24 protein-coding genes are annotated in these 22,032 nt (G+C 61.0%); 5 read left to right on the forward strand and 19 right to left on the reverse strand.

What is annotated here, in order from left to right; genetic code table 11:
* Window positions 1-11 precede the first annotated feature (11 nt).
* The 4 genes from ACE4RL_RS15405 to ACE4RL_RS15420 all read right to left on the reverse strand — a co-directional run bounded on the left by ACE4RL_RS15405 (window position 12) and on the right by ACE4RL_RS15420 (window position 3,216).
* Window positions 12-797 carry a hypothetical protein gene (locus ACE4RL_RS15405; protein WP_375597987.1) on the reverse strand — a complete coding sequence of 262 codons (786 nt, stop codon included), beginning with the start codon at window positions 795-797 and terminating at the stop codon, window positions 12-14.
* A 37-nt stretch (window positions 798-834) separates the two neighbouring features.
* The gene (gene chrA, locus ACE4RL_RS15410; protein ID WP_375597988.1) at window positions 835-2,193 is read right to left on the reverse strand and encodes a chromate efflux transporter; all 1,359 of its coding nucleotides are present in this window, start codon (window positions 2,191-2,193) and stop codon (window positions 835-837) included.
* A 26-nt stretch (window positions 2,194-2,219) separates the two neighbouring features.
* Window positions 2,220-2,960 carry a hypothetical protein gene (locus ACE4RL_RS15415; protein ID WP_375597989.1) on the reverse strand — a complete coding sequence of 247 codons (741 nt, stop codon included), beginning with the start codon at window positions 2,958-2,960 and terminating at the stop codon, window positions 2,220-2,222.
* 76 nt (window positions 2,961-3,036) lie between these two features.
* Window positions 3,037-3,216, reverse strand: coding sequence for a hypothetical protein (locus tag ACE4RL_RS15420; protein WP_375597990.1), 180 nt, complete (start codon window positions 3,214-3,216; stop codon window positions 3,037-3,039).
* A 167-nt stretch (window positions 3,217-3,383) separates the two neighbouring features.
* On the opposite strand from ACE4RL_RS15420, the gene ACE4RL_RS15425 reads away from it, so the two are divergent.
* The gene (locus tag ACE4RL_RS15425) at window positions 3,384-4,541 is read left to right on the forward strand and encodes a DUF2336 domain-containing protein (protein ID WP_375597991.1); all 1,158 of its coding nucleotides are present in this window, start codon (window positions 3,384-3,386) and stop codon (window positions 4,539-4,541) included.
* A gap of 51 nt (window positions 4,542-4,592) precedes the next feature.
* On the opposite strand, the gene ACE4RL_RS15430 is transcribed toward ACE4RL_RS15425, so the two are convergent.
* From ACE4RL_RS15430 to ACE4RL_RS15440, 3 genes are read right to left on the reverse strand one after another with little or no spacing between them, the layout of a single operon-like run.
* Window positions 4,593-4,940, reverse strand: a complete 348-nt coding sequence (locus tag ACE4RL_RS15430; protein ID WP_375597992.1) for a DUF1491 family protein — start codon at window positions 4,938-4,940, stop codon at window positions 4,593-4,595.
* A gap of 1 nt (window position 4,941) precedes the next feature.
* Window positions 4,942-6,129 (reverse strand): peptidoglycan-binding protein, encoded by a 1,188-nt coding sequence (locus ACE4RL_RS15435; protein ID WP_375597993.1) that lies wholly within the window; start codon window positions 6,127-6,129, stop codon window positions 4,942-4,944.
* Window positions 6,126-7,502: a sensor histidine kinase gene (locus ACE4RL_RS15440; protein ID WP_375597994.1), complete on the reverse strand. Its 1,377-nt coding sequence runs from the start codon at window positions 7,500-7,502 to the stop codon at window positions 6,126-6,128. Before ACE4RL_RS15440 ends, ACE4RL_RS15435 begins: the two co-directional genes overlap by 4 nt.
* A 1,237-nt stretch (window positions 7,503-8,739) precedes the next feature.
* On the opposite strand from ACE4RL_RS15440, the gene ACE4RL_RS15445 reads away from it, so the two are divergent.
* Entirely contained in the window at window positions 8,740-9,168 is a 429-nt protein-coding gene (locus ACE4RL_RS15445) for a SufE family protein (protein ID WP_375597995.1), read from the forward strand.
* On the opposite strand, the gene ACE4RL_RS15450 is transcribed toward ACE4RL_RS15445, so the two are convergent.
* The 11 genes from ACE4RL_RS15450 to ACE4RL_RS15500 all read right to left on the reverse strand — a co-directional run bounded on the left by ACE4RL_RS15450 (window position 9,165) and on the right by ACE4RL_RS15500 (window position 17,783).
* A complete protein-coding gene (locus tag ACE4RL_RS15450) occupies window positions 9,165-10,193 on the reverse strand; it encodes an acyltransferase family protein (RefSeq protein WP_375597996.1) in 1,029 nt (342 codons plus the stop codon). The two genes, ACE4RL_RS15445 and ACE4RL_RS15450, sit on opposite strands and share 4 nt — an antisense overlap.
* A gap of 75 nt (window positions 10,194-10,268) precedes the next feature.
* Window positions 10,269-10,760, reverse strand: a complete 492-nt coding sequence (locus tag ACE4RL_RS15455; protein ID WP_375597997.1) for a DUF6456 domain-containing protein — start codon at window positions 10,758-10,760, stop codon at window positions 10,269-10,271.
* Window positions 10,747-11,106 (reverse strand): helix-turn-helix domain-containing protein, encoded by a 360-nt coding sequence (locus ACE4RL_RS15460; protein ID WP_375597998.1) that lies wholly within the window; start codon window positions 11,104-11,106, stop codon window positions 10,747-10,749. The genes ACE4RL_RS15455 and ACE4RL_RS15460 overlap by 14 nt, the downstream gene beginning before the upstream one ends.
* 155 nt (window positions 11,107-11,261) lie before the next feature.
* Entirely contained in the window at window positions 11,262-11,684 is a 423-nt protein-coding gene (locus ACE4RL_RS15465) for a MucR family transcriptional regulator (protein ID WP_375597999.1), read from the reverse strand.
* Between the two features lie 146 nt (window positions 11,685-11,830).
* A complete protein-coding gene (mnhG, locus tag ACE4RL_RS15470) occupies window positions 11,831-12,169 on the reverse strand; it encodes a monovalent cation/H(+) antiporter subunit G (protein ID WP_375598000.1) in 339 nt (112 codons plus the stop codon).
* Window positions 12,169-12,477, reverse strand: a complete 309-nt coding sequence (locus ACE4RL_RS15475; RefSeq protein ID WP_375598001.1) for a monovalent cation/H+ antiporter complex subunit F — start codon at window positions 12,475-12,477, stop codon at window positions 12,169-12,171. The genes mnhG and ACE4RL_RS15475 overlap by 1 nt, the downstream gene beginning before the upstream one ends.
* The gene (locus ACE4RL_RS15480; RefSeq protein WP_375598002.1) at window positions 12,474-12,953 is read right to left on the reverse strand and encodes a Na+/H+ antiporter subunit E; all 480 of its coding nucleotides are present in this window, start codon (window positions 12,951-12,953) and stop codon (window positions 12,474-12,476) included. Before ACE4RL_RS15480 ends, ACE4RL_RS15475 begins: the two co-directional genes overlap by 4 nt.
* On the reverse strand, window positions 12,950-14,557 hold the full coding sequence (locus ACE4RL_RS15485) for a proton-conducting transporter membrane subunit (RefSeq protein ID WP_375598003.1): 1,608 nt from the start codon (window positions 14,555-14,557) through the stop codon (window positions 12,950-12,952). Before ACE4RL_RS15485 ends, ACE4RL_RS15480 begins: the two co-directional genes overlap by 4 nt.
* A gap of 4 nt (window positions 14,558-14,561) precedes the next feature.
* Window positions 14,562-14,939 carry a Na+/H+ antiporter subunit C gene (locus ACE4RL_RS15490; protein ID WP_375598004.1) on the reverse strand — a complete coding sequence of 126 codons (378 nt, stop codon included), beginning with the start codon at window positions 14,937-14,939 and terminating at the stop codon, window positions 14,562-14,564.
* 1 nt (window position 14,940) lies between these two features.
* Window positions 14,941-15,366: a Na(+)/H(+) antiporter subunit B gene (locus ACE4RL_RS15495; RefSeq protein WP_375598005.1), complete on the reverse strand. Its 426-nt coding sequence runs from the start codon at window positions 15,364-15,366 to the stop codon at window positions 14,941-14,943.
* Entirely contained in the window at window positions 15,363-17,783 is a 2,421-nt protein-coding gene (locus ACE4RL_RS15500; protein WP_375598006.1) for a putative monovalent cation/H+ antiporter subunit A, read from the reverse strand. The genes ACE4RL_RS15495 and ACE4RL_RS15500 overlap by 4 nt, the downstream gene beginning before the upstream one ends.
* Window positions 17,784-17,997: 214 nt before the next feature.
* Between ACE4RL_RS15500 and ACE4RL_RS15505 the strand changes: the two genes are divergently transcribed.
* The 3 genes from ACE4RL_RS15505 to ACE4RL_RS15515 all read left to right on the forward strand — a co-directional run bounded on the left by ACE4RL_RS15505 (window position 17,998) and on the right by ACE4RL_RS15515 (window position 21,477).
* Window positions 17,998-20,079 (forward strand): S9 family peptidase, encoded by a 2,082-nt coding sequence (locus tag ACE4RL_RS15505; RefSeq protein ID WP_375598007.1) that lies wholly within the window; start codon window positions 17,998-18,000, stop codon window positions 20,077-20,079.
* Window positions 20,080-20,176: 97 nt separating this feature from the next.
* Window positions 20,177-20,779, forward strand: a complete 603-nt coding sequence (locus ACE4RL_RS15510; protein WP_375598008.1) for a superoxide dismutase — start codon at window positions 20,177-20,179, stop codon at window positions 20,777-20,779.
* Between the two features lie 146 nt (window positions 20,780-20,925).
* On the forward strand, window positions 20,926-21,477 hold the full coding sequence (locus tag ACE4RL_RS15515; protein ID WP_375598009.1) for a two-component system response regulator: 552 nt from the start codon (window positions 20,926-20,928) through the stop codon (window positions 21,475-21,477).
* A gap of 2 nt (window positions 21,478-21,479) precedes the next feature.
* On the opposite strand, the gene ACE4RL_RS15520 is transcribed toward ACE4RL_RS15515, so the two are convergent.
* The gene (locus tag ACE4RL_RS15520) at window positions 21,480-22,031 is read right to left on the reverse strand and encodes a hypothetical protein (protein WP_375598010.1); all 552 of its coding nucleotides are present in this window, start codon (window positions 22,029-22,031) and stop codon (window positions 21,480-21,482) included.
* Window position 22,032 lies beyond the last annotated feature (1 nt).

Consider the following 22,032-nt stretch of genomic DNA (forward strand, 5'->3'; position numbering starts at 1 on the left):
CGGACGACGAGTCATCGAGACAGCAACGCGGTCCCCTTGTTGTCTTGCCGCGTATTATCCGCCTCGCGGTCCAGAAATTCCCGCATGGCTCCGGCGTGCAGCGCCGCAAATTCCAGGCGCCGAATCCACTGCAAAGGATCCCCGTCGCCGCTGACTTCATCAGCTCCGAACTCTTGGACAGTTCGATAGTAGAGCGCATCAGACTCGACATAGCCCAGAGTGAGGCCCGCGCGCCTGGCCAGCAGAGGCCATTCGACGTCGTTGGCGAGGGTGTCGATCCGGCTTTCTGAGGCGATCATTCGCACCGCGGCTGGCGACAGGCGCCTTATGGCAAACATCAGGTCCCATTTCTCTCCAGTCATCAGCTGGTAGGCATGATTGACCAGACGTTCAGTTTCCCGCAGCCGCCGAGGCTCTCGCGCAAGCGCATGCTCTGAACGCCCGACCACCAGCACATCGGCGTCAGGGTCCGTTTCCAACGCGCGCAAGAGATCTTCCCGACCGAATTCGATCCAGCGCAACAAGTGGTCGAAGTCAGCATAGAGCACGTGGCGGCCATCAGCCGCCTGCACAATCGCGTCGCGCCGAAACCGGCCGATATGGGCTTCATTGCTCACATGGCGAGTGATCGTGGCGCCCAGCGCAGCGGCGGCATCCACCACTTCGGGCCTGGTGAGATCGGAAATGTTGAGAACGATGGCAGGAAACACCGCCTTCAAGTCCCGCGCCAGCCGCTGGATGGCTTCGGCAGTCCGCCCCACAGGATCATGCAGAGTTGCGCCAAGCACCACTTCCATGAATTCGCCTCCCGATCGCTGAGACACCTTGCAAGCGTTAAACGAGCGATTGCAGCAGCACGCCAGCAAGGGCCGAAAGCGCCAAAGTCCGCAGCACCCCCCAGTGCAGAAAGAATAGCGAGACCGCCGCCAGTGCCGTCATCGCCAATGCGCTCCAGTTCAGCGTCCCCCATACCGGCCATGCCATGGAGATGATGCTCGCCTCGATCCGTCCAACCTCGTCGAAAATCACATGCAGGGCGAACCACAGCGCCAAGTTGAAGATCACGCCCACCACGGCGGCAGTGATCGCCGCCAATGCTCCGGCTATGGCCACATTGGAGCGGAGCCGCTCGATATAGGGCGCACCGAGGAAAATCCAGAGAAAGCAGGGCACGAAGGTCACCCAGGTGGCCAGGCTTGCCCCCAGCACCCCGCCCCAGACGGGCGGCAGCCCCGACGCATCGCGGAAACCTGCCAGATAGCCCACGAAGCTCAGCACCAGTACCAGTGGCCCCGGCGTTGTCTCGGCCAGGGCCAGCCCATCCAGCATCTCGCCGGGCTGCAGCCAGCCAAAGGTGCCCACGGCCTCGCTCGCCACATAGGCAAGCACGGCATAGGCGCCGCCGAAGGTCACCACCGCCATCTGCGAAAAGAAGGTCATGATGACCGCGAACGTCGTGTCCCAGCCCCAGAGGAAGATCAGGGGCACGAGGGGCGCGATCCAAAGCCCGCCCCAGACACCAGTTACCATCAGCGCACGGCGCCAGCTTGGATCGACTTCCGATATGTTCTGGTCAATGACCGCCGAGCCTTGCGGCGCCTGGGCGCTGGCCTTGTGTCCGCCGCCGCCTAGCAGGTCCGGACGGCGCCTGGCCACCAGATAACCCACGAGACCTGCCCCCAGTACGACCAGCGGAAAAGGCACTGCGAATGCGAAGAGCGCCAGGAAGGCGATGATTGCCAGGCCATAGGACAAGCTGTTTTTGAGCGCCCGGCGCGCCACCCGGATCAGGGCTTCAACGACTATCGCGAGAACGGCGGCCTTCAATCCGAAAAAGATGCTGGCTACCCAGTCCAGTTGCTGGAACAGGGCATAGCTCGTCGCCAGGGCCAGTATGACGAAGAAGCCGGGGAGCACGAAAAGCACGCCCGCGGCCACGCCACCGCGCCATCCATGCAGCAGCCAGCCCACATAGGTTGCCAATTGCTGGGCCTCGGGGCCGGGCAAGAGCATGCAGTAGTTGAGGGCGTGCAGGAACCGGGTCTCGGAGATCCAGCGCCGGTCCTCCACCAATTCCTTGTGCATTAGCGCGATCTGGCCGGCCGGTCCGCCGAACGACAGAAACCCGATCTTGGCCCAGACGCGCAGCGCCTCCGGGAAGGAAGGATAGGCAGGCTTGGTGTTGACTGTCATGATACCCTGTACGCTGGCGAATGGCCTTACTTGGGTAGCACGACCTCTTTGTCATACACCATCGTCTGGAACCGCGACGGGATGGTGACACCATGACCGCCCCCGCTGCCCGAATTGGATGAGCAGAAATCACCTTGATTGGCCCGGTCAGCCCACGGCCGCATGCGGCGAAGCTGTTCGTCCACGCCCATGGACTGCTCATGCGGTGTTTCGGCCAGCAGGTGGTCAAGCGCATAGGCATAGCTGTCATAGCGATAGTTCAGGGCCCGGACGAACCAGTCGATATGCCATTGGTTCTCGATCTGCCGCGCCGCAACATTGTCAGCAACTTCCGGTTCGATCGTACCCAGTTCGGCAACAGCAATGCGCCGCTGCCTGTCCACTTCCAGGACCGCACAGATCGAGAGGAAGGTGGCAGGAACAGTATCGAGGTCCGCCAGGATGTGCCGCCCCACGGTGTTGTACCGCGTCGTAGACGACTGGTAGGTCGTGCTCCGGAGCCAGGCATAATACCGTTCAGTGGTGTAGCGGAAATCCCGGGCCGGCCCGATGCGGGTGCGCTGCAACTCGACCGATCCATCAAAGAGCCAGTCGCGGCTATGTGCAGCGATCAGGAAACGCCAGGTGCGATCGTGCATCTCGCGTTCCTGGTCGGTCTGGTTGAGATTGGAAACCGGCTCCTTGCGATTGGTTGCAATCAGCTTGCCGGCATAGGGCATGACCGTGTCATGCAGCACGCTCGGTTGCGCCCGGCCGAAATCGCCCACGGGCCGCGCAACGCATCCGGCGGCGCCGGCGAGAAGAGTCGCAAGCAGAGCAGCGCGGAGCCAATGCCCAACAGCCTCAGATGCGCTTGCGCTTAGGTCGGTTGTCATTGCGAGTAGTCGGTGGCGGCGGCGTCCCGCGTTCATAACGCACCCCGGTGAAAATCAGGATCTGGGCGTCGCCGGAAATCTGACTTCCAGCGCTGGCGGATTTCTTCCGCCCCTCGAACTTTAGCAGCTTTCCCAAGCTGACCTCCATTGTGCGCCGCTCCCCCGTCCCTAGTGGGGGCAGCGAGTTGAGTAGTCTCGTCCCGGCGCGACGCCCCTCGCGCTGTTTCCTATTAAGAGATCGTCAAGGTTAACAGTCTGCTAACGAATTGGCGGCAAGAGTCTGACCAGCATCAAATTCGATGCGAACATGAGTCGATGGTTCCGCCGGAAATGCTTGGATTTCAGCCTTACGAGACCTTTCAGCTTCTGATCGAGACGGGTGGTGTCGACCGCACCAACACCCTCCTCATCGCCGCCTGTGACGCCTATGCACGGCGCGGCAAGCCGACGGTTCCCGAAATGGAACAATTCGAGGCGCTGGCGGCCAGGCTGTTTCCGATCGCCGGTCCCCAGGCGCGCGCCAAAGGTGCTGCTATCCTTGGTCGGGCGGAAATGCTTTCACCGGCACTTGAACGTTTGGTGGTGGAGAACATCGGCGAGGATCTGATCCCGTTCCTCGAAGGGGCGGTCGAGCTTTCTGACCAGACCATGCTGGACACCATCGCACGCTATGACGTGCCCGCTTGCGCCACCCTGGCGAAACGGGCCGACCTGAGCAATGTTGTATTGGCCAAGCTATTTCAGATGAATTCGCGCAAGGTTTATCGGGCCCTTGCCGCCAATACCCATATCGTGCCGCGCGGTGCCTATCTGAGTGCGTTGGCGCGCTCTGCGCAGATGGATCATCTGGTTGCCGAGGCTCTTGGCCATCGTGACGACTTCGATGCAGCACTGTTGGCACCCGCGTTCTTCGATCTGTCCGACGCGCATCGGGTGAAGGTCATTCAAGCATTCGCCAACCGCACCACGCCTACGGCGCCGATTTCCCGGACCATCGAACAGCTGTCGGTGGCGACGGGCGATTTGACCAAGGCGCTGATGAAGCTCTTTTCCGAAAACCGCCGGCCGGAAGTGACGCGGCTGCTTTCGCAGATCACCGGACTCGATGAAGTCCGCTGCGGCCAGATTGCGCATGACGTCACCGGCGCCTCGCTTTTCGTCATTTTGCGAGCCTTCGGATCAACGGCCTATGATGGCCTGAAAGTCCTAATCCACGCTACCAGCCATGACAGCGAACGCTCACGGGCACTGGCTGATTTTGCCACGCTGTTCGGCGCGGTTTCTCCTGAATCCATGGCCTATCTGATGAGCGCCTGGCGTGGCGAGGTAAACCTGCTTGAGCTATCCAAGCCGCAGCATCAGCCTTTCACTCAGGCCAGCCGCCGTACGGCGTCGCTCACTCCAGCGCACAATCCCGTGGTCGATCAGGCAATCGAAGCTTTGGCCAAGATCGGCGTGCGCCGCGCCAGCTGATCTGCGTCACCTCTCAGCTTGTAGCTGCCGGGCCGTGCCCAGAGGTTTATGCTAATTGGGATCGGTCCGCACCAAATCGATGCCGAGGTCGTCGCTGCGCAGATCGATGCTCAGCACCCAAAGATCGGGATCGAACGAGATTTCCTGCTCAATGCGCTCGCGCACCTTGGCGGGTTCCACCCGCTCAAAGCGGCGTTGAAACATCTGCCCGGCGCTATCGCCCCGGCTCACAGTTGGCGCGGGCGTGAACAGGGATCGCGTCCCATCAAGGTGATCAACCTCGATGAAGATCTGCCCGGCGATCGGATCACCGCGCCGGGCTACCACGCACATATTGCCCATGTCATTGTGGCGCCGGACGAAGGCCATGCACCACAAATCGCTTCTCAGGCTGGACACGTCAGATCGTCGCGCCTGCCTTGAGCAGGAGCTCGACCAGATCTGGCTGTACCTGACCGGTCATTTTGTAGCGGTGAAAATTCTCGAACTCGCGAATGGCGCGCGCTGTCTCCGGGCCAGGCTTGCCGTCGATGGGCCCTCGGAAGAAGCCCAGGCTGGCCAGTCCGGTCTGTATCCGGGCAACCAGGGCGGCGTCAGTCGCCGGTGGCACAGATGCCGGCGCGACCGCTGAACCGGCACTGGCAATCTGCACGGCTGCGGGCTGTTCTTGAACGGCTGCAACCGGCTGCACGGGCGCCGGCATGGACTGGGAAGCCGGACGAAGCGAAGGCAGAGAGGCGCTTGGAACTGGCGGATTTGCTGCGCTACTGGTGCCGCGTGAGCCATCGACCGCGGCGATGATCGAGTCGATGGTGTTGGCCGCCGATTGGGCAACATCGTCGAACACCTGCTCCGCCGGAGACAGCGTTTGCAAGCGCGCCACGACCTGGTCTTGCTGCGCCGCAGGTGCAACCGCTACTGGCGCCGCCACGGCATGCTGCTGGACGGGCGCCGCCTCTACGGGGGTGACGCCCGGTTGCCGGACAGCCTGTGGCTCAGGCGCCGCGGACATGGTCACTCGCCCGGCAGAGTCGGAGTTCAGAATTGCCTCGATCACCAGCGGGTCATTGGCGCCGGTTGGCGTCATGCCGTTGCGCTGCTCAAAAGCACGAATGGCCTCGGCCGTCTTGGGGCCGTAATAGCCATCGACCTTGCCCTGGAACAGCTGCAACTCAAGCAGTTTTTTCTGCACCGCGAACATCTGGGCGTTGCCGACAGGCGCGTCGGGCACCGCCTGCTCGACGACCGCGGGAACGCTTCCGGTCGTCTCCGGGCTGGCGGCCGGCAGCTGCGGGAGCGCGGGCGCAGCGCTGGTCTGCGACGCAGCAGGCCGCTCGACAGCCGGCGTCGGCAGCGGCGCCACTTCATCGCGCGATGGCGTAAAGAATGGCGAAGGGTGCACCGCCGTCTGAAAGAACAAGGCATTGCTACCGGCAAGGGCAGTCAGACTGACCATGGCCAGCAGACCCGTGGATGCGAGCGGCGCTCGCATATAGCGCGAAAGTGTCCAAAGCCCCGCGCGGCCAACTGTGCCGAGCAGGGCACTGCCGGCCAGAAGCGGCAGTTGGGTCAGGGTCGAAGCCGTCATAGTGCTTTTCTTTTTTCGTTTGGCCATGAAGTGGGGGCCGCAGCCACGGGCTCACGATGAAGTTGCAGAATGTCGGCAGTTTCACCCGGTTTGGTTGCCGGACCGTTTATAGGCAACAAAACAGTGATCGTTGTTCCCGCACCAATTTCTGACATGGCGCGCAACGTACCGCCGTGGAGTTCAACCAGTCCCTTGACGATGGAAAGACCGAGCCCCGTGCCTTCATACTTGCGGCTCAGGCCATCCTGCACCTGGAAGAAGGGCTCTCCGATTCGGGCCATTGCGGCCGGCGCCATGCCAATGCCGCGGTCCCGCACCGAGAAATTGATCGACTGCCCCTGGCGCTTGACGGTGACAGTTACAAGCCCGCCCTCATGGCTGAACTTGATGGCGTTGGAGAGCAGGTTGATGACAATCTGGCGGCAAACCCTCTCGTCGGCCAGCATTGGCGGCAAATCCGCCTCGATCTCGGAAACGAGCCGAACGTTCTGCTCCTGGGCCAAAGTCTCCACCATAGAGAAGCAAGCGGGGATGATCGATCCGGCGTCCATGGAATCGGCCTGAAGCTCAAATTTGCCAGCTTCGATGCGCGACATATCGAGGAGCATATTGACCACCTCGAGCAAGTGCTTGCCGCTCTGCTGGATCAGACCGGCATATTCCTTGTGTGTTGGCGACAGCTCACCACCGATGCCGCTGGACATCATCTCCGAGAAACCGACAACAGCGTTGAGTGGCGTACGCAGCTCGTGCCCGATGGTAGCCAGGAACCGGGATTTGGCCTGCGACGCATCCTCAGCCACACGACGTGCATCGGCCATTGCTGCTTCGGCGTCCTTCCGAGCGGTGATGTCGCGCAATAGCGCTATGACATCGTGGCGCCCACTGCCGGCCGATTCATCGATAATTGGAGAAAGTTGCATTTCGACCCACAGGAAGCGCGGTACATTGCTTCGAGTGTGCGGATCATCCTGACGCAAGCGCAGTTCAATCATGCGGTTGCGCCCATCTTGCGCCGCCTCAGCCAAAGCTGTCAGGTAGCCCGGACGGTCCATGATGTGCAGGCGCTCAGCAAGCTTGGTACCAGCCACCTGGTAGCGGGGACAGCCGAACAGCGTCTCCGAAGAGCGCGAGGCCAGCGCGATACTGCCATCCGCTTTGATGCGCAGAACAGTGTCCTGGACATGCTCAATCAGATGGCGATAGGCACTGACCTGGACCTTGTCGTTCACCTCGAAGGCCGCATTGATACGATGTGCACTAAAGGCCACGACGGCAAAGGCCAGGGTGAAGCCGGCAACCGAACAATAGGCAAGAACCGGGCTCGAAATGGGAATGGCCGGCAATCCAAGAGATGCGGCGATCAGCCCCAAGGCCGTGACGGGAACGAGGCCAAGCCAACTCAGGCGCCGCAAAGGGTCGCGAGCAATCAAGGCGGCCAGTACCGGCCCCATTACAGCCATAGCCAGACCGGCATCAGCTGGCCTCGGATCCATCAGGGTCAGAGCCAGACCGACGGCCATCAAGGTTGCCACCTGCGCGGCGGCCGAACTTTCACTTTGGCCGCGCTGGTATAATGCATAGCTCACCAGACCACCGGCGAGCACAATGGACGCAAGCAGGAAGGGTACCGCCGCACCGAACAGCAAGACATAGATCGCTGGGAGCATTGCCAGAATACCAGCCAGGGCCAGAAGCTTTGCGGCAAATGCTATGGTCTTGCGCCGCACAACCTCGGGCCAGTTGCCAAGGCTCGCCGGCGCTGGGGCGCTTCGCTTTCTGGCTCCAAAGGCGGTGAAGCTACGCATCAACAAAAAACTCACTAATCGACGCCTGTACGCTGCGACCCAGGGATCGCCCAATGGCCCTTCCCCGAGCCATTTGTGCCCAGCTCTGGCCGGGTCCTTGTTGGCGGTCAGCCTCGTCCAGCAACCGCTAAGACAGGCTTAAGCCACCCAGCCAATCGATCTGATTCACGGCAGACGCGCGGGTGTTTTGCCAGTTAGCGTAAACAAGGTCTTGCCCGCGTCGGGCGGCAGTTGGCATTTGCCTCAAATTTTATCGACTTGTCCCAGCCGCGCTTAATTCCCCGGCCCTAGCCTTGGTTCAAAGGCCGGCAGTTTCGGCCAAGTTGGACAAGAAACATGTTTTTGTTGCGCTCTGCATTCTGGCTGATCCTCGCCTTCCTGGTCATGCGACCAGGGGTGGACGTCACAGGTGCCGCGGCCTCAATTTCAGAGGACGCAATGGCGCGCGGCAGCCAGTTTGTCGCCGCACAAATCTCGGGCATCGAGTGCCAGGATATTCAGTGCCTGGGTGGCAAGGCCATTGCAGCAGCGGCGCTCCGTTCTCCCCAGACTGCCAGCACTCCCATGCATGCATTGCCGGCAGTACATGCGGTTCCGATGCCCAGACCTCGGCCGAGCCGCGCGGGATAAAAGGCGCCTGCCCCGGCGCCGGAAGTAACTCCAGGGGTCGTGTCTCTTCCCCAAGCGACGCTACTCCATTTGACCCCTGGCCCCTGCCGCAGATGCGCTGCCCCGCATCTGCGGCCTTTCTTTGTCCTTCAGGCCTCTGGCATTGGTGTGCACCATCCCCTAGATAGGACGGATGACACAGCCGCAGCCGTTTCAGGACATCGCCGACAACCTTTCCTTTCTGGACGATTGGGAGGACCGCTACCGCTATCTCATCGAGTTGGGGCAAGCTTTACCCAAGCTCGCTGAGGCAGAACGGACGCCAACCAACAGGGTCAATGGCTGTGTCTCACAGGTATGGCTGGTGGCGGAGCCGGGAGCCGTCAGCGGTGTGCCGCATCTGCGATTCCGCGGCGAGAGCGATGCGATGATCGTCCAGGGGCTGGTGGCCGTTCTACTCGCGCTCTACTCGGATCGGCCGGCCAGGGAGATAGCCGATACCGACGCCATTGCGCTTTTCGATGAGCTGGGATTGCGCGAGCACTTGACGACACAGCGGTCCAACGGGCTCGTGGCAATGGTCAATCGCATTCGGGGAGAAGCAAAGGCCGCCTTGGCCTAGGCGAAGCGCCGCAGCCGCCCTATCAGCGGCCTTTCAACCATGACGTAGCAGGCCCACCCCAGAGCCAAGCCTCCCGCAATCGCCAGTCCTACCGCGCCGGTCATGGCGATGCCGTTGCTGGGTTCCAGAAGCTTGAGCACGAATCCTGCAAACGCGCCCACCGCGAAAATATGGACAAGATAAATCGAATAGGACGCATCACCCAACCGTTCCAGAACGGCGAAACGCGGCATCTTCGGTTCGACTGCAACAACAAGCGCGGTAGCCGCAGCGGCGAACGCAAGAAAGCCGAGGAAGGCTCTTCCATCTTCGACCACGCCACGATCGAGCCAGAAACCCTCTGCCAGGCCTGCCAAAGCAACCGCCAGAAGGAGCAAGGCCACAGTCCGAGGCATATTGACCAACCGCCCCTCGATGTGAGCGACGCCAAGCCAGGTGCCGGCCACAAATGCAAGGGGCATATAGCTTGTGTAGAATGCGGGTATCGGGCCTTCGGGATGCCAAAGCATGCCAATCAGGCACAGGCCGCCATAGGCGACGGTCAGGATCATTACTCTTTGGCGCGCCCTGAGCACGGCCAGAAGCGCGAAGCTGACATAGAAGAACATCTCGTAGTTGAGCGTCCATCCAAGCTTGTAGAGTGGGTGCAGACCGTGACTGGCCGGATTGTAGAACGGAATGAAGGCCAGCGAGAGTATTAATTGCTCTCCGTCGAATACCGTCGACTTGAACAAGTCTGGCAGTACTAGCGCCAGGAATGCGGCCAGAAGGGTAAAGGCCCAGTATAGCGGCACGACACGCAAAACCCGACGGCGCAGAAATGCGCCCGGCTCAAAACCTCCCTGCCCGGTCACGGCCACCATGATGAAGCCGGAAACGACGAAGAACAGGATGACACCCAGCCAACCGAGACGGCCAAAGACCAGCGTTTGCTCTGCAAGCGGATACAGCAGGGCGTGCGAGGTTAGAACCATGATAGCGGCGAGGGCACGCAGGGATTGAATTGACACTAATTTGGCGTTCACGGACCATCGCCACCTTGGAGATGGCCCCTGATATCATTGTCGTTGCCGTGCCCAACATTACCAAACATTACATCGTTAATTTGGAGACTCGGGAAACATCAGCGGTCGCTGGGGCAACCACGACTGAAGATCCAAACGGGACCGACCCACTGCGCTGGCCCCTAGCCCCCGCAAACTGGCCACCTGCTCCAATCCGATGCGCAGAACAAGTTTTGCGCTCCGGCGTGGCCACCGACGATGTGCCTCGATCTCTTGAAGGCCCTTATCGTAAATGCAGACATCGCACAGTACGCCCCAGCAATCTGCCGGTATGGCTTTTGCCAGACTTGATAGTGCTTGGCGGGCATTCTCCACGTTGTCGGCGAGCTCCACTTGGCCATTGCTGTTCCGCCGACTGTCAACACGCGTCGGATCGTAGGACATGGTGACCCGTTGGCGCAGCATGGCACGCTCGAACAAGCGGGTAACCAGATGTGCGGCCTCGGTGTGGTGAGGCTCCAGGAATGCCTCCGCTCCGCCCTGTCCTGACAGGCGGGAGACGGCCTCTGGCAAATCATGCATGGACATGGCCTGACGCTACCTGCAGCCGGGCTTCCAACTGGGTAACAGCGCTGTCGAAGGCGAAGTCATCCCGCATGTCCTCTATGAGACGACACGCATACGCGACTGTTGTCCTATCCCGTCCGAATGCAACGCCAATGGCCGTGAGGCTTTCTCCCAGCACCACATGGGCCAAGTACATGGACAGCTGACGGGCTCTTGCCGATTTCAAGCGGCATCGGTTAATGCTAAATATCTGCGAAACTGGAACATTCGCATACTCTGCGACCAGGTCGACGGCTAGGCGTACCGCCGTCTTGTTGGCTGTCCCGACAGGAGTATGGGTAGTCGCGAGGGGGCTTAGATGTTCCATAGCAGCGTGGCTCCGTCAGAAAAAGGACTATATTCCTATTTTCTAGACGAGGCCAGCCGACCGGGGATAAGTCGTGGGTCGAATGCTATGAAAGAAACAAAAATGGCCGCCTGGAGGCGACCATTGAAATCCGTCTAAGGGGCAGTCTGCCCAGATCAGTCAGCCTTGCGACCCAGACCATTGTCCTTGGCAAGCTTGGAGCGTGTTGCCGAATAGCTGGGCGCTACCATCGGGTAGTCGGCCGGCAGACCCCATTTCTCGCGATATTCTTCGGGCGAGAGATTGTAGTGGGTACGCAGATGGCGCTTGAGGGACTTAAATTTCTTGCCGTCTTCCAGACAGATAATGAAGTCATTGGCCACGGACTTGCGGATCGGCACGGCTGGTTTGAGTTCCTCTACAGGCGCGGGATTCTCGTTAGCCTGAAGGGCGCGCAGGGCGCTATGTACTTCTGCAATCAGCTTGGGCAAGTCGCCGGGGCTCACCGCATTATGACTGACATATGCGGAAACTATTTCCGTGCTGAGTTCGATCAGGTCGGACTCAACAGCCGCGAACGCGCCGGTATCGTCGTTCATTTCTCAACCTTCCAATTGTTTTTTTATTGGGCCGCAACAAGGGCAGTCACTAGCCTTACTGATCTAATATGATCGTTTACTAGCCCGTGCAAGCCCCTTGGGACAGGCTTAACATGTAATATGGATTGGAATTATGGCGACGAATATTATTCTTTTCTTGCAGCTATGTCATCGATAACAGTTTCATTACATGGCCGATAACCAGTAAGATAACTTGCGCGCGCCAATAGATGGGCAGCAACAGGCGTAGTCAGCAGTACAAACAGCACACCAATAATTGCACGCATGGAAACGGCCGCATCTTGGCTCAACACCGCCACTGCAAGAAGAATCAGCCCGCCCCCAACAGCGCCGGCTTTGGAGGCCGCATGCATTCTGGTATAGAGGTCAGGCAGGCGAACCACGCCGACCGCGGCCAGCAATGTAAATGCAGCGCCAAGCACTAGAAGTGCGCCGCCGAGGTAAAGTTCCAGACCGTCAAGCATTAGACGCGCTCCTCTGTTGACCCCTCTTGCCGCGCCCCCCGCAGCAGGATGTAGCGCGCGAGTGCCGCTGTTGCCAGAAAGCCCAGCAGTGCCAACGCGATGGCGATGTCGAGATACAGCCAGAGCCCGGTTCGCACCGCGATTGCGCCGACAAATCCCATCGCCACGACGGCCAATAGATCCAAGGCCAGCACGCGATCCGATAGTGATGGGCCAACGACAATCCGAACCAGGGAAACAAGCAATGCCAGACCCAGCATGACCAGGGAGATCAGGGTCGCCCACTCTATGAAAAGTGTTGCTGTCATTCGAACACCTCCCGGATCTTCTTCTCAAAGCCGTTTACAATGTCGGCGATCATGGCCTCTTTGTCTGCCATATCCAACGCGTGCACATAGAGAACCGACTTATCTGCTGCCACATCCACGCTCAGAGTGCCGGGGGTTAGGGTAATCATATTGGCCAGAAGCGTGATCTCTGCGTCAGATTTTACAGTAAGCGGGACGGCAATAATTGCTGGGCGTACCGCACTGGACATATCCGGGCGTACGACGACGATCGCAACACGCACGGCGCTGACGATCAATTCATAAAGAAACAGCGCCGTCAGCGAGGCCATGCGGCGAAGGCGCCGCAAGGCACTCGGACTGGAGAATGCTTCCCGCAACACCAGGACGGCCACCCCGCCCACGACACCGCCGAGCAAAAGGTTCAGTCCTGAGAAGCTGCCGGAGATAGCCGCCCAGACAAGGGCCAGAACGACGACCAGAAATACCGTGCTCATAGCTCGTCTCCTGCCAGACCCGTGGCTGCGACGTAGCGCGCTGGGTCAACGATATCGGCCGCGCCTGCGCTGATACCGGCCATCAGTGGCCCGGGCCAGAGACCGGCCAACACGATCCCGGCGACCAGGAATGTGGTGGCGCCGAGGGCTATCTTGCCGCGATTATCGAATGGTGCCAATGCGATGCTGGCATGCTCCGAGCCCTGCCCTTCCGGACCGGAGCGCCAGAAAATATGAGCCCAGATGCGCGTGCCGGCGATGAGGGTGAGGACAGCATTTATCAATAATGCCAAGACCATAGCGGTGCCCAGCCAGCCTGGCGCGGTGCCCGTTACGCCTTGGGCGAGGCCGGCTTCAAGCAGCAGCAGCTTGGGCCAGAAGCCGAGGAAGGGGGGCACCCCGGCAGAGGCTAGGACCATCAAGATGAACAGAACAGAGAGGGGCACGTTCGCCGCATAAAGACCGCCCATGCGCCGGGTATCGGTCTGGCCTGTGGTCTTCTCCACCAGCCCTGCGACCATATAAAGCGCGGTCATGGTCAGGATCGCGTGGAAGATGTAGAGGCCCGCACCGGCAACGCCATTGAGGCTGGGCATTGCGAGCCCGGAGAGCACAGCACCGATCCCCCCAATTACTATAAAGCCGATGGCGCGGCGCAGATTGGTTTCGGCGATGGCACCCAAAGGCGCAATCACCAGGGTGGCGATCGCAATCCAGGCGAGGGCAGGTTCGAGCATGTCCCGGCTGGCGGGCAGCACGACCACCAAGGCCCGCAACATGGCATAGGCGCCAACCTTGGTCAGCAGCCCGGCAAACAGGGCGGATATGGCCGCAGGCGGAGTGTGGTAGGAGGCCGGAAGCCAGGCGTTGACCGGGAACGCCGCCGCTTTCATGCCGAAGGCCAGCATCAGCAAGGCCGCCACGCCGGCCATGGCCGCGGGGTTGGCCGTTGAGGCGACCCGCATGATGTCGGCCATGTTGAGCGTGCCCAAGAGGCCGTACAGCAGACCGAGCGCCAAGAGGAAGAAGGTCGTGGCCAGGAAGTTCAGGAAACCGTATTTGACGGCCCCATCGAGTTGTAGCGGCCGGTTGCCCTGCACGATCAGCCCGAACGAGGCAATCAGCATGACCTCGAACCACACATAGAGATTGAACAGGTCGCCCGTGAGGAAAGCGCCCGTCACGCCCGCCAAGAGGAGCAGGACCATGGGATGAAAGGCGTCCCGGCCATCTGCGTCGGCCCGGTCCAGTTCGGCGTAGAACAGAACGATGGCCGTGACCACGGCAGCCGCCAGGGCAAAGCTTGCTCCGAAGATGTCTGCCGTCACGCTGATGCCGAAGGGTGGAAACCAGCGGCCCATCGTCATGCTCACCGGACCATTGGCCAAAATCTCCAGGAGCAGCGCTACTTCACAGGCGATGATGCCGGCGATCACGATCAGCGCTGCAATGAGCGGCGAGCCATTGCTGCGGCGGAACATCATCAGGCCCGCAGAGCCCATCAGGGCGAGCGCGATGGGAAGAACGATGACCCAGTCGGACGCCGGAACGACCGTGTCGATCATGGCCGCGGGCAGGTCAGTTGTCGGGTTGGTGGTGGCCATGGGGTCAGTAGCTCAGCGGCGGGTTGGGCGCGTTGTCGGGCTCGGCCAGGCGCATGGTGTCGGTGTTGTCCGCATCCAGACTCTGATAGGCCCGGAAGGCCAGGACAAGCAGAAACGCGAACATGGAAAAGCCGATGACGATGGCGGTCAGGATCAGCGCCTGCGGCAGGGGATTGGCAATGACGCCCTCGGGCACGTCGAGCCCATCAGGTACGATGGGTGCGACTTCCTGAGTCAGACGCCCGGCGGTGAAAATGAGCAAAAGCACGCCGTTGCCGAATATGGTCAGACCGATCAGCATGCGAATGACCGAGCGCGACAGCAGCAGATAGGTGCCGATGGCAATGAACAGGCCCACCAGTGCGGCGAGGATATACTCCATCTCAAAGATCCTCTTCGCGGTCGCTTTCCAGCGACAGGGCAATGGCCGACAAGGTGCCGAAAACAACGCAGTAGACGCCGATATCGAAGAACATGGGCGTTGAGAGCGGGATGATGCTGGATCCAAATTCCACATAGAGCCAGATGCTGGTCATGAATGGCGAGCCGGTAAACAGGCTGGCAATGCCGGAAAGACCGGCAAAGACCACCCCAAAGCCGGCAATGGCCATCGGATCAAAGCGCAGGGCGCGGCGCACCGCGCGCACGCCGGCGGCCATGCCGAACACGGCAATCGAGGCCGCTGCGATCAGGCCGCCGATAAATCCGCCGCCCGGCTCATTGTGACCACGCAGGGTCACATAGACCGAAAAGACCAGCATGATAGCGACGATCAGCGGCGCCAGTGTGCGAAAGATGACCGTATTCATGACGCGGCCTTCCCGGGCTTGCGGGCTCGCTTTGGCTTGGCTGGCTCACCGGCCACGGGAGCAAGTTTGCTCTGCCGCCGCAACAGCGCCAACACGGCCATGCCAGCCCCCATGACCACGGCAATCTCGCCCAGCGTATCAAAACCGCGATAGTCGACCAGGATCACGTTGACGATGTTGTGGCCATGCGCAATCGGCACGCTGGTGGCGGTAAAGAAGTCCGATAGACGCGTGTCGAGTGTTCCATTGAGCACCAGCATCAAGAGGAGGCTGACGCCCAAGCCGCACACGAGAGCCAAAGCGCCGTCACGCGCCCAGTCCTCAAACGGACGGTGGTCACGTTGATCAAGCCGCAGGCGGGTCATCACGAAGGTGAGGATAACCACGGAGAGGATTTCCACCATGAGCTGGGTAAAGGCGAGGTCGGGCGCGCCAAACAGCAGGAAGATCAGCGCAACGGCGGTGCCCTGCACGCCCAGTGACAGGATCGCGATCAGCCGCGACTGGGCTATCAGCACGGCAAACAGCCCGAGCACTGCCAACAGCAACACGCCCCACTCATAGGGTGAGAGTGTTGGAAGAACGAGCCGCTGGCTCCAATCCCCCAATTCGGCGGTTGGTACCAGCCAGTCCAACCCGCCCCAGATCAGCATGGGCCCAAACAGCGCGACGGCGAACCCCAGGAAGACGATGACCAGATAAAACTCCAACTGCCCGTGATGCAGGAACCGGGTGACGCCCCCCGAAAAGCGGATCAGGCTGAACATAACGGCGTCGAAGACCGTGTCGGCCGTCCAGCCCAAGGCCTTGTCGAAACGGCGCAACAGCGTGCGGATGGTGTCGACCTGGCGATAGACCAGAACTCCGAGTGCCCAGGTCAGTGCAGACAGCCAGAGCAGCAGGCTGGTGACGTCCAGTGCCAGGGTCAGGTGGCTTTCAACCTCGCGCGCCAGTATGGCCGATGCCCCCGGGACCAGCACATCGTGACCCAGCCAATCGGGCAGGATGCCTGTGACAATGCCTCCGGCACCAAGCAGCATGGGACCAGCCAACATGGCGATGGGCGCTTCATGCGGCTTCTTGGGTGTCGCCACGGCTTCACCCAGGAAGGGCTTGATCATAACCAGCAGCGCTACCCCGGCCAGCATGGCATTGCCGGCAATGAGCACGATCATCACGGCGATGGCCGTCCACTCGCCACTCATCAGGCCGAGATACATTTCTTCCTTGGCAAAATAGCCGATTGTCAGCGGGAGCCCGACCATGGACAGCGCCGCGAGCGCCGCGCCGATGAAGGTCACTGGCATTTTTTCAGCGAGACCGCCGAGCGCTGTGATCTCGCGCGTGCCCGCCTCGTGATCGATCGCACCCGCCACCATGAACAGCCCGGCCTTGTAGAAGGCGTGGGCTACGAAATAGACCACCATGGCAGAGATGGCATAGGTGCTCCCCAGGCCGATAAGCAGCACCAAGAGCCCGAGCGAGGCAATCGTGGTTTGCGCCAGGATCTGCTTGAGATCGGTTTGCTTGAGCGCGCCCAGCGCGCCCCAGATCAGGGTCACGCCGCCAAAGATCACCAGCACATTGGTCCAGACATCGGTACCGCCGAGCGAGGGTGTCATGCGCGCCAAGAGATAGACGCCGGCCTGCACCATGGTGGCCGAATGCAGGAATGCCGAAACCGGGGTCGGCGCTTCCATTGCGTTGGGCAACCAGAAGTGCAGCGGAAACTGGGCGGATTTTGTGAACGCGGCGCCCAGAAAGCAGATCAGCACCAGCAAGTAGAGATCGCTGTTGCGCAGCAGATCTCCCAACTCGCGCACCGCACTCATCTCCCAACTCCCGGAAAGCTGGTAGACCAGAATGGCGCCGGCCAGGAGGAACATGCCGCCAATATTGGTGATCACCAGCGCCTGGATGGCGCCGCGCCGCGCCGCCTGGCGCGAATGGTCAAAGCCGATGAGCAGGAATGAGGTTACCGAGGTCAGCTCCCAGAACAGGAACAGGGCGAGCAGGCTGTCGGCCAGCACCAGACCCAGCATGGCACCCATAAAGGCCAGCATATAGCCGAGAAAGCGCCCCTGATGATGGTGACCGGCAAGGTAGGCGCCAGAGTACAGAATGATCAGCGTACCAACGCCGGAAATGGTCAGCGCGAAGATGAGGCTAAGGCCATCAACCAGAAAGGAGAGGTTGATGCCGTAGGCGGGGATCCACTCGATGGCGCTTGAACCCGTTTCGTCATGGATGACCGCATCGGCAAAACCCAGCAGGTAGATGAAGATGCTGGCTGGAACAATCGCCAGGATCCACCCCGCATAAGCGCCTGCAAAGCGCTGGATATATGGTGCCAGAATGGCAGCCACGAAGGGTGCAACGGCAGCAAGACCTATACCTGCCTCAAATGACGACCCCAATGCTGCCACTCCTCTCTCGCGACTAATGCGATTCCTTTGGATTTGGCTTGCGACCTTACTGATTGGAACCCGGGGGACAAGCAGAATCGGCCCGGGTGCGACCAAAGGGCATCTGCATTTCCACCGCATCAAGGGCTTTCAAAGCGGGATGGCGCGGCCTATGTGCTGTGGCAACTTCCCGTGGCGGCCTGCCGCCGCATATTCCGGAGACCCCATGACCACAGCCACCCCGCCCATTGCCAAGCGCGTTCCGCATACGCACACGCACCACAATGTCACCCGCGAGGATCCCTATGCGTGGCTTCGTGCGGACAATTGGCAGGAGGTCATGCAGAAGCCCGAGACGCTCGACCCGGAAATCCGGGCCTATCTCGAGGCCGAGAACGGTTTCTACGAGGCCGAATTCGGCCAGCCGACTGCGGAACTGCAGGACAAGATCTACAAGGAGATCCGGGGCCGGATAAAGGAAGATGACAGCGGGGTGCCCTCCCCGGACGGCGACTGGGCCTACAACACGCGCATGCTCGAAGGCAAACAGTACCCGCTGATCGTGCGCACCCCACGGCGGGGTGGCGCGGAAAGCGTGTTGCTCGACTGCAATGCCGAGGCCGGGGACAGCTATTTCGGTTTTGCCGGCGCCAGTCACGACCCGTCGCACAAGACATTGGCCTGGGCAGCAGACCGGGCAGGATCGGAATATTACGATATTGTGCTGCGCGACCTCGCCACGGGCAAGGATAGCGACGAGGTCATCCGGCAGACAGCCGGGTCCTATGTATGGTCCAATGACAGCAGGTCGATCTACTATACCGAGTATGACGACAATCACCGGCCGTTCCGCATTCGCCGCCACGATATCGGCACGGCGCAATCGGCCGATCCGGTTGTCTATGAAGAAAAGGACCCGGGCTTTTTTGTCGGCGTGGGCAAGACGCTCTCGGACAAGTTCATCGTGATCGACGCGCATGACCACCAGACCAGCGAAGTCTGGCTGATCGATGCCGAACGCGGCGGCGAACCCTGTCTGGTCGCGCCGCGCGTGACAGATCGGGAATATGAGCTCGAAGAGCGTGGTGGCCTACTCTATATCCGCACCAATGCAGATGGGGCCGAGGACTACAAGATTGTCACTGCCCCCTCGGACAATCCTGGCGCGGAAAACTGGACCGACCTGGTGCCGCATCGGGAAGGCGTGCTGATTCTCGACATTGCGGTTCTGGCCAATCACCTGCTGCGGCTCGAACGCGAGGATGGGCTGCCGCGCATTGTCGCGCGCGACTTGCGCACCGGCAAGGAAGAAATCGTGGGCTTCGACGAGGAGGCCTACTCGCTGGGCATGTCGACCGGCTACGAATTCGACACCTCCGTGTTCCGCCTGACCTATTCCTCGCCCACCACGCCCAGCCAGGTGTTCGATGTGGATCTGGAAACCGGTGAGCGGACCCTGCTCAAGACCCAGGAAGTACCCTCGGGCCACGACCCTGCCGGCTATGAGACAAAGCGCCTTTTCGCAACGGCCAGTGACGGCGAACAGGTGCCGGTGACCCTGCTCTACCGCAAGGGCACCAAGCTCGACGGGACCAACCCTACCCTGCTCTACGGCTACGGCTCCTATGGCATGTCGATGCCGGCGAGCTTCTCGGTCTCGGTGCTCTCCCTGGTTGACCGGGGCTTTGTCTATGCCATTGCCCATATCCGTGGTGGCATGGACAAGGGCTATCGCTGGTACAGGCTGGGCCGGCGCGAGCACAAGTCCAATACCTTCACCGATTTCATTGCCGCGGCGGAAATGCTGATCGCGGAAGGCTATACGCAGAAGGGCAAGATCATCGCCCAGGGCGGTTCCGCCGGTGGCATGCTGATGGGGGCCATCGCCAATCTCAGGCCGGACCTGTGGGGCGGGATCATTGCCCAGGTGCCTTTTGTGGATGTGCTCAATACCATGCTGGACGATACATTGCCGCTGACGCCGCCTGAGTGGCCGGAATGGGGCAACCCCATCAGCTCGCCCGAGGACTATAACCGCATCGCCGCCTATGCGCCCTATGAGGCGGTGTCGGCGCAGGACTATCCGCCAATCTTTGCGCTGGCAGGGCTGACCGATCCGCGCGTGACGTATTGGGAGCCGGCCAAGTGGGTCGCAAAGTTGAGGGCAACCAAGAGCGGGGACGCACCATTGTATCTCAAGACCAATATGGGGGCCGGGCATGCCGGGGCGTCCGGCCGCTTCGATCGCCTCAAGGAAACCGCCCAGTGCTACGCTTTTGCAATAAAGTCAGCCGGATTGGACGGTTAGTTCTTCGCGCGACATTGTTGCGCCCGGCACATCTCCTTATAAGTCGACGCAAATTGCGGCACCTGCCAGCGTCATCCTGAACCCAATGGAGGCTAACATGACCTTTGAACTGCCCGCCCTGCCCTATGCCTACGATGCCTTGGGCCCCTATATGTCCGCCGAAACGCTCGAGTTTCACCACGACAAGCATCATCAGGCCTATGTGACCAACGGCAACAACCTGCTCAAGGACTCCGGCCTCGAGGGCAAGAGCCTGGAAGAGATCGTCAAAGAAAGCCACGGCAAGAATGCGGGCCTGTTTAACAATGCCGGACAGCACTACAACCACATCCACTTCTGGAACTGGATGAAGCCCAATGGCGGCGGCAAGTCGCTGCCGGGCAAGTTGCAGACGGCCGTTGATTCCGACCTTGGCGGCTATGACAAGCTGCGCGCCGATTTCATCGCCGCCGGCACCACCCAGTTCGGTTCGGGCTGGGCCTGGATCGCGGTCAAGAACGGCAAGCTGGAAGTCAGCAAGACCCCGAATGGGGAATCGCCGCTGGTCAACGGCGCCAGCCCGATCCTGGGCGTCGACGTGTGGGAACACTCCTATTACATCGACTACCGCAATGCGCGTCCGAAATATCTCGAGGCCTGGTTCGATAATCTGGTGAACTGGGAATATGTAGAGAAGATGTTCGAGGAAGCGACTGCCTGATCGCGGTCACATCTCGAGTCAATCAAGCGGCGGGAGCGATCCCGCCGCTTTTTTGTCGCTGCATTCTCTCTTGAGAACCGGAACGAGACGCTTCTATCCCCCGTTACGTCATGTTAACGAAGCATTAACGACAAAAGGGGGTCTGCGTGAACGCAGCGGGCAAGACCATCGCCATTCTGGCCGCGAATCCGGCCCTCAGCGCCCTGCTGACCATGGTGCTGGCTGGCGACTCACGTCTGCGCGTGCGTCCCTTCGACAGCGAGGCGGAACTGTTCGCCTATATGCGCATCGCCCCGCTCGACATGCTCGTGGTGGATTTCGACCGCGAGGGGCGCCCAGCCTATGAGATGGTCGAGGCCATAAGGCTCGATCCGAGCCTGGTGTCGCGGGACTTGCCGGTCATTGCCATGACGCGCTCTATCACGCCGCCCATGCGCCAACAGGCGATCAGCGCCGGTATTGACGAGGTGCTGATCAAGCCGATGTCGCCGCGACATCTGCTGCAGCGGGTGCAGGCGCGCCTGCTCAATCGCAGTGTCATCGGCGCGCTGGGCTTTGGCTATCGGGGGCCGGAGCGGCGCAATCGCGTGCCATTGCGCAGGCCCGAGCCGCATCCGGGCCGACGCTATACGGACAATGTGGTGCCGCTGTTTCCCGACAAGCGCTCGGCGCGGCCCGATCTGGGGCCCTTGGCCTAATTCTAGCGCCGCTGCTCGTTGACCCAGACGACCTTGTTCCAGAGATCCTCAACCGTGTCGGCGAACTGGATATTGCGGTCGTGATGGGGCACGGAGGCCGACATCACGTCAGCTGCAAAGCCGCGAACCACTTCAAAGGCACGGTGCCTGTTGAGCATGACGACCGGCCGCGACGCGCCCGAAGCCCAGGCACCGAATAGCGAAGAAATCGACGCCAGAGACCCCGGCAGAACGCAGAAGGCCGCGCTTTTAGCGGCCAGGTAAGTCTGGCGCTCGGCCTGGACGGGCAAGGCCGTAATTGGCACCCCGCTCAAGGCCGGCGGCAAGCTGATGCTGGCATCAGCAACCACTTCCACGCTACCGCCGGCCGTGCGCGCGGCAGTGATAAGCGGGACCGGGATGACGCCGTTCTCTGCCAGACACAGCATATGCGCCCCCTTGCGGGCAAATACCCGGCCGACCTCACCCATAAGGCTGGCGCGCTCGGGGTCACCGGGCCCCTTGTCCGAGGCGAAGATGGCGACAGTGATGCCGGATTGTGCTGGATTTGCCATG

Origin of the sequence: Devosia polycyclovorans (assembly GCF_042181575.1) — a bacterium.
Classification (GTDB): domain Bacteria; phylum Pseudomonadota; class Alphaproteobacteria; order Rhizobiales; family Devosiaceae; genus Devosia; species Devosia polycyclovorans.

Excerpts from the sequence above, each read along its gene's own strand:
- ACE4RL_RS15435 (WP_375597993.1), bottom strand. The coding sequence starts at position 6,129 with ATGACGGCTTCGACCCTGACCCAACTGCCGCTTCTGGCCGGCAGTGCC.
- ACE4RL_RS15510 (WP_375598008.1), top strand. The coding sequence starts at position 20,177 with ATGACCTTTGAACTGCCCGCCCTGCCCTATGCCTACGATGCCTTGGGC.
- ACE4RL_RS15425 (WP_375597991.1), top strand. The coding sequence starts at position 3,384 with ATGGTTCCGCCGGAAATGCTTGGATTTCAGCCTTACGAGACCTTTCAG.
- chrA (WP_375597988.1), bottom strand. The coding sequence starts at position 2,193 with ATGACAGTCAACACCAAGCCTGCCTATCCTTCCTTCCCGGAGGCGCTG.
- ACE4RL_RS15475 (WP_375598001.1), bottom strand. The coding sequence starts at position 12,477 with ATGACAGCAACACTTTTCATAGAGTGGGCGACCCTGATCTCCCTGGTC.
- ACE4RL_RS15485 (WP_375598003.1), bottom strand. The coding sequence starts at position 14,557 with ATGGCCACCACCAACCCGACAACTGACCTGCCCGCGGCCATGATCGAC.
- ACE4RL_RS15495 (WP_375598005.1), bottom strand. The coding sequence starts at position 15,366 with ATGAATACGGTCATCTTTCGCACACTGGCGCCGCTGATCGTCGCTATC.
- ACE4RL_RS15420 (WP_375597990.1), bottom strand. The coding sequence starts at position 3,216 with ATGGAGGTCAGCTTGGGAAAGCTGCTAAAGTTCGAGGGGCGGAAGAAA.
- ACE4RL_RS15445 (WP_375597995.1), top strand. The coding sequence starts at position 8,740 with ATGACACAGCCGCAGCCGTTTCAGGACATCGCCGACAACCTTTCCTTT.
- ACE4RL_RS15480 (WP_375598002.1), bottom strand. The coding sequence starts at position 12,953 with ATGAGCACGGTATTTCTGGTCGTCGTTCTGGCCCTTGTCTGGGCGGCT.
- ACE4RL_RS15520 (WP_375598010.1), bottom strand. The coding sequence starts at position 22,031 with ATGGCAAATCCAGCACAATCCGGCATCACTGTCGCCATCTTCGCCTCG.
- ACE4RL_RS15455 (WP_375597997.1), bottom strand. The coding sequence starts at position 10,760 with ATGTCCATGCATGATTTGCCAGAGGCCGTCTCCCGCCTGTCAGGACAG.
- ACE4RL_RS15405 (WP_375597987.1), bottom strand. The coding sequence starts at position 797 with ATGGAAGTGGTGCTTGGCGCAACTCTGCATGATCCTGTGGGGCGGACT.
- mnhG (WP_375598000.1), bottom strand. The coding sequence starts at position 12,169 with ATGCTTGACGGTCTGGAACTTTACCTCGGCGGCGCACTTCTAGTGCTT.
- ACE4RL_RS15465 (WP_375597999.1), bottom strand. The coding sequence starts at position 11,684 with ATGAACGACGATACCGGCGCGTTCGCGGCTGTTGAGTCCGACCTGATC.
- ACE4RL_RS15505 (WP_375598007.1), top strand. The coding sequence starts at position 17,998 with ATGACCACAGCCACCCCGCCCATTGCCAAGCGCGTTCCGCATACGCAC.
- ACE4RL_RS15460 (WP_375597998.1), bottom strand. The coding sequence starts at position 11,106 with ATGGAACATCTAAGCCCCCTCGCGACTACCCATACTCCTGTCGGGACA.
- ACE4RL_RS15490 (WP_375598004.1), bottom strand. The coding sequence starts at position 14,939 with ATGGAGTATATCCTCGCCGCACTGGTGGGCCTGTTCATTGCCATCGGC.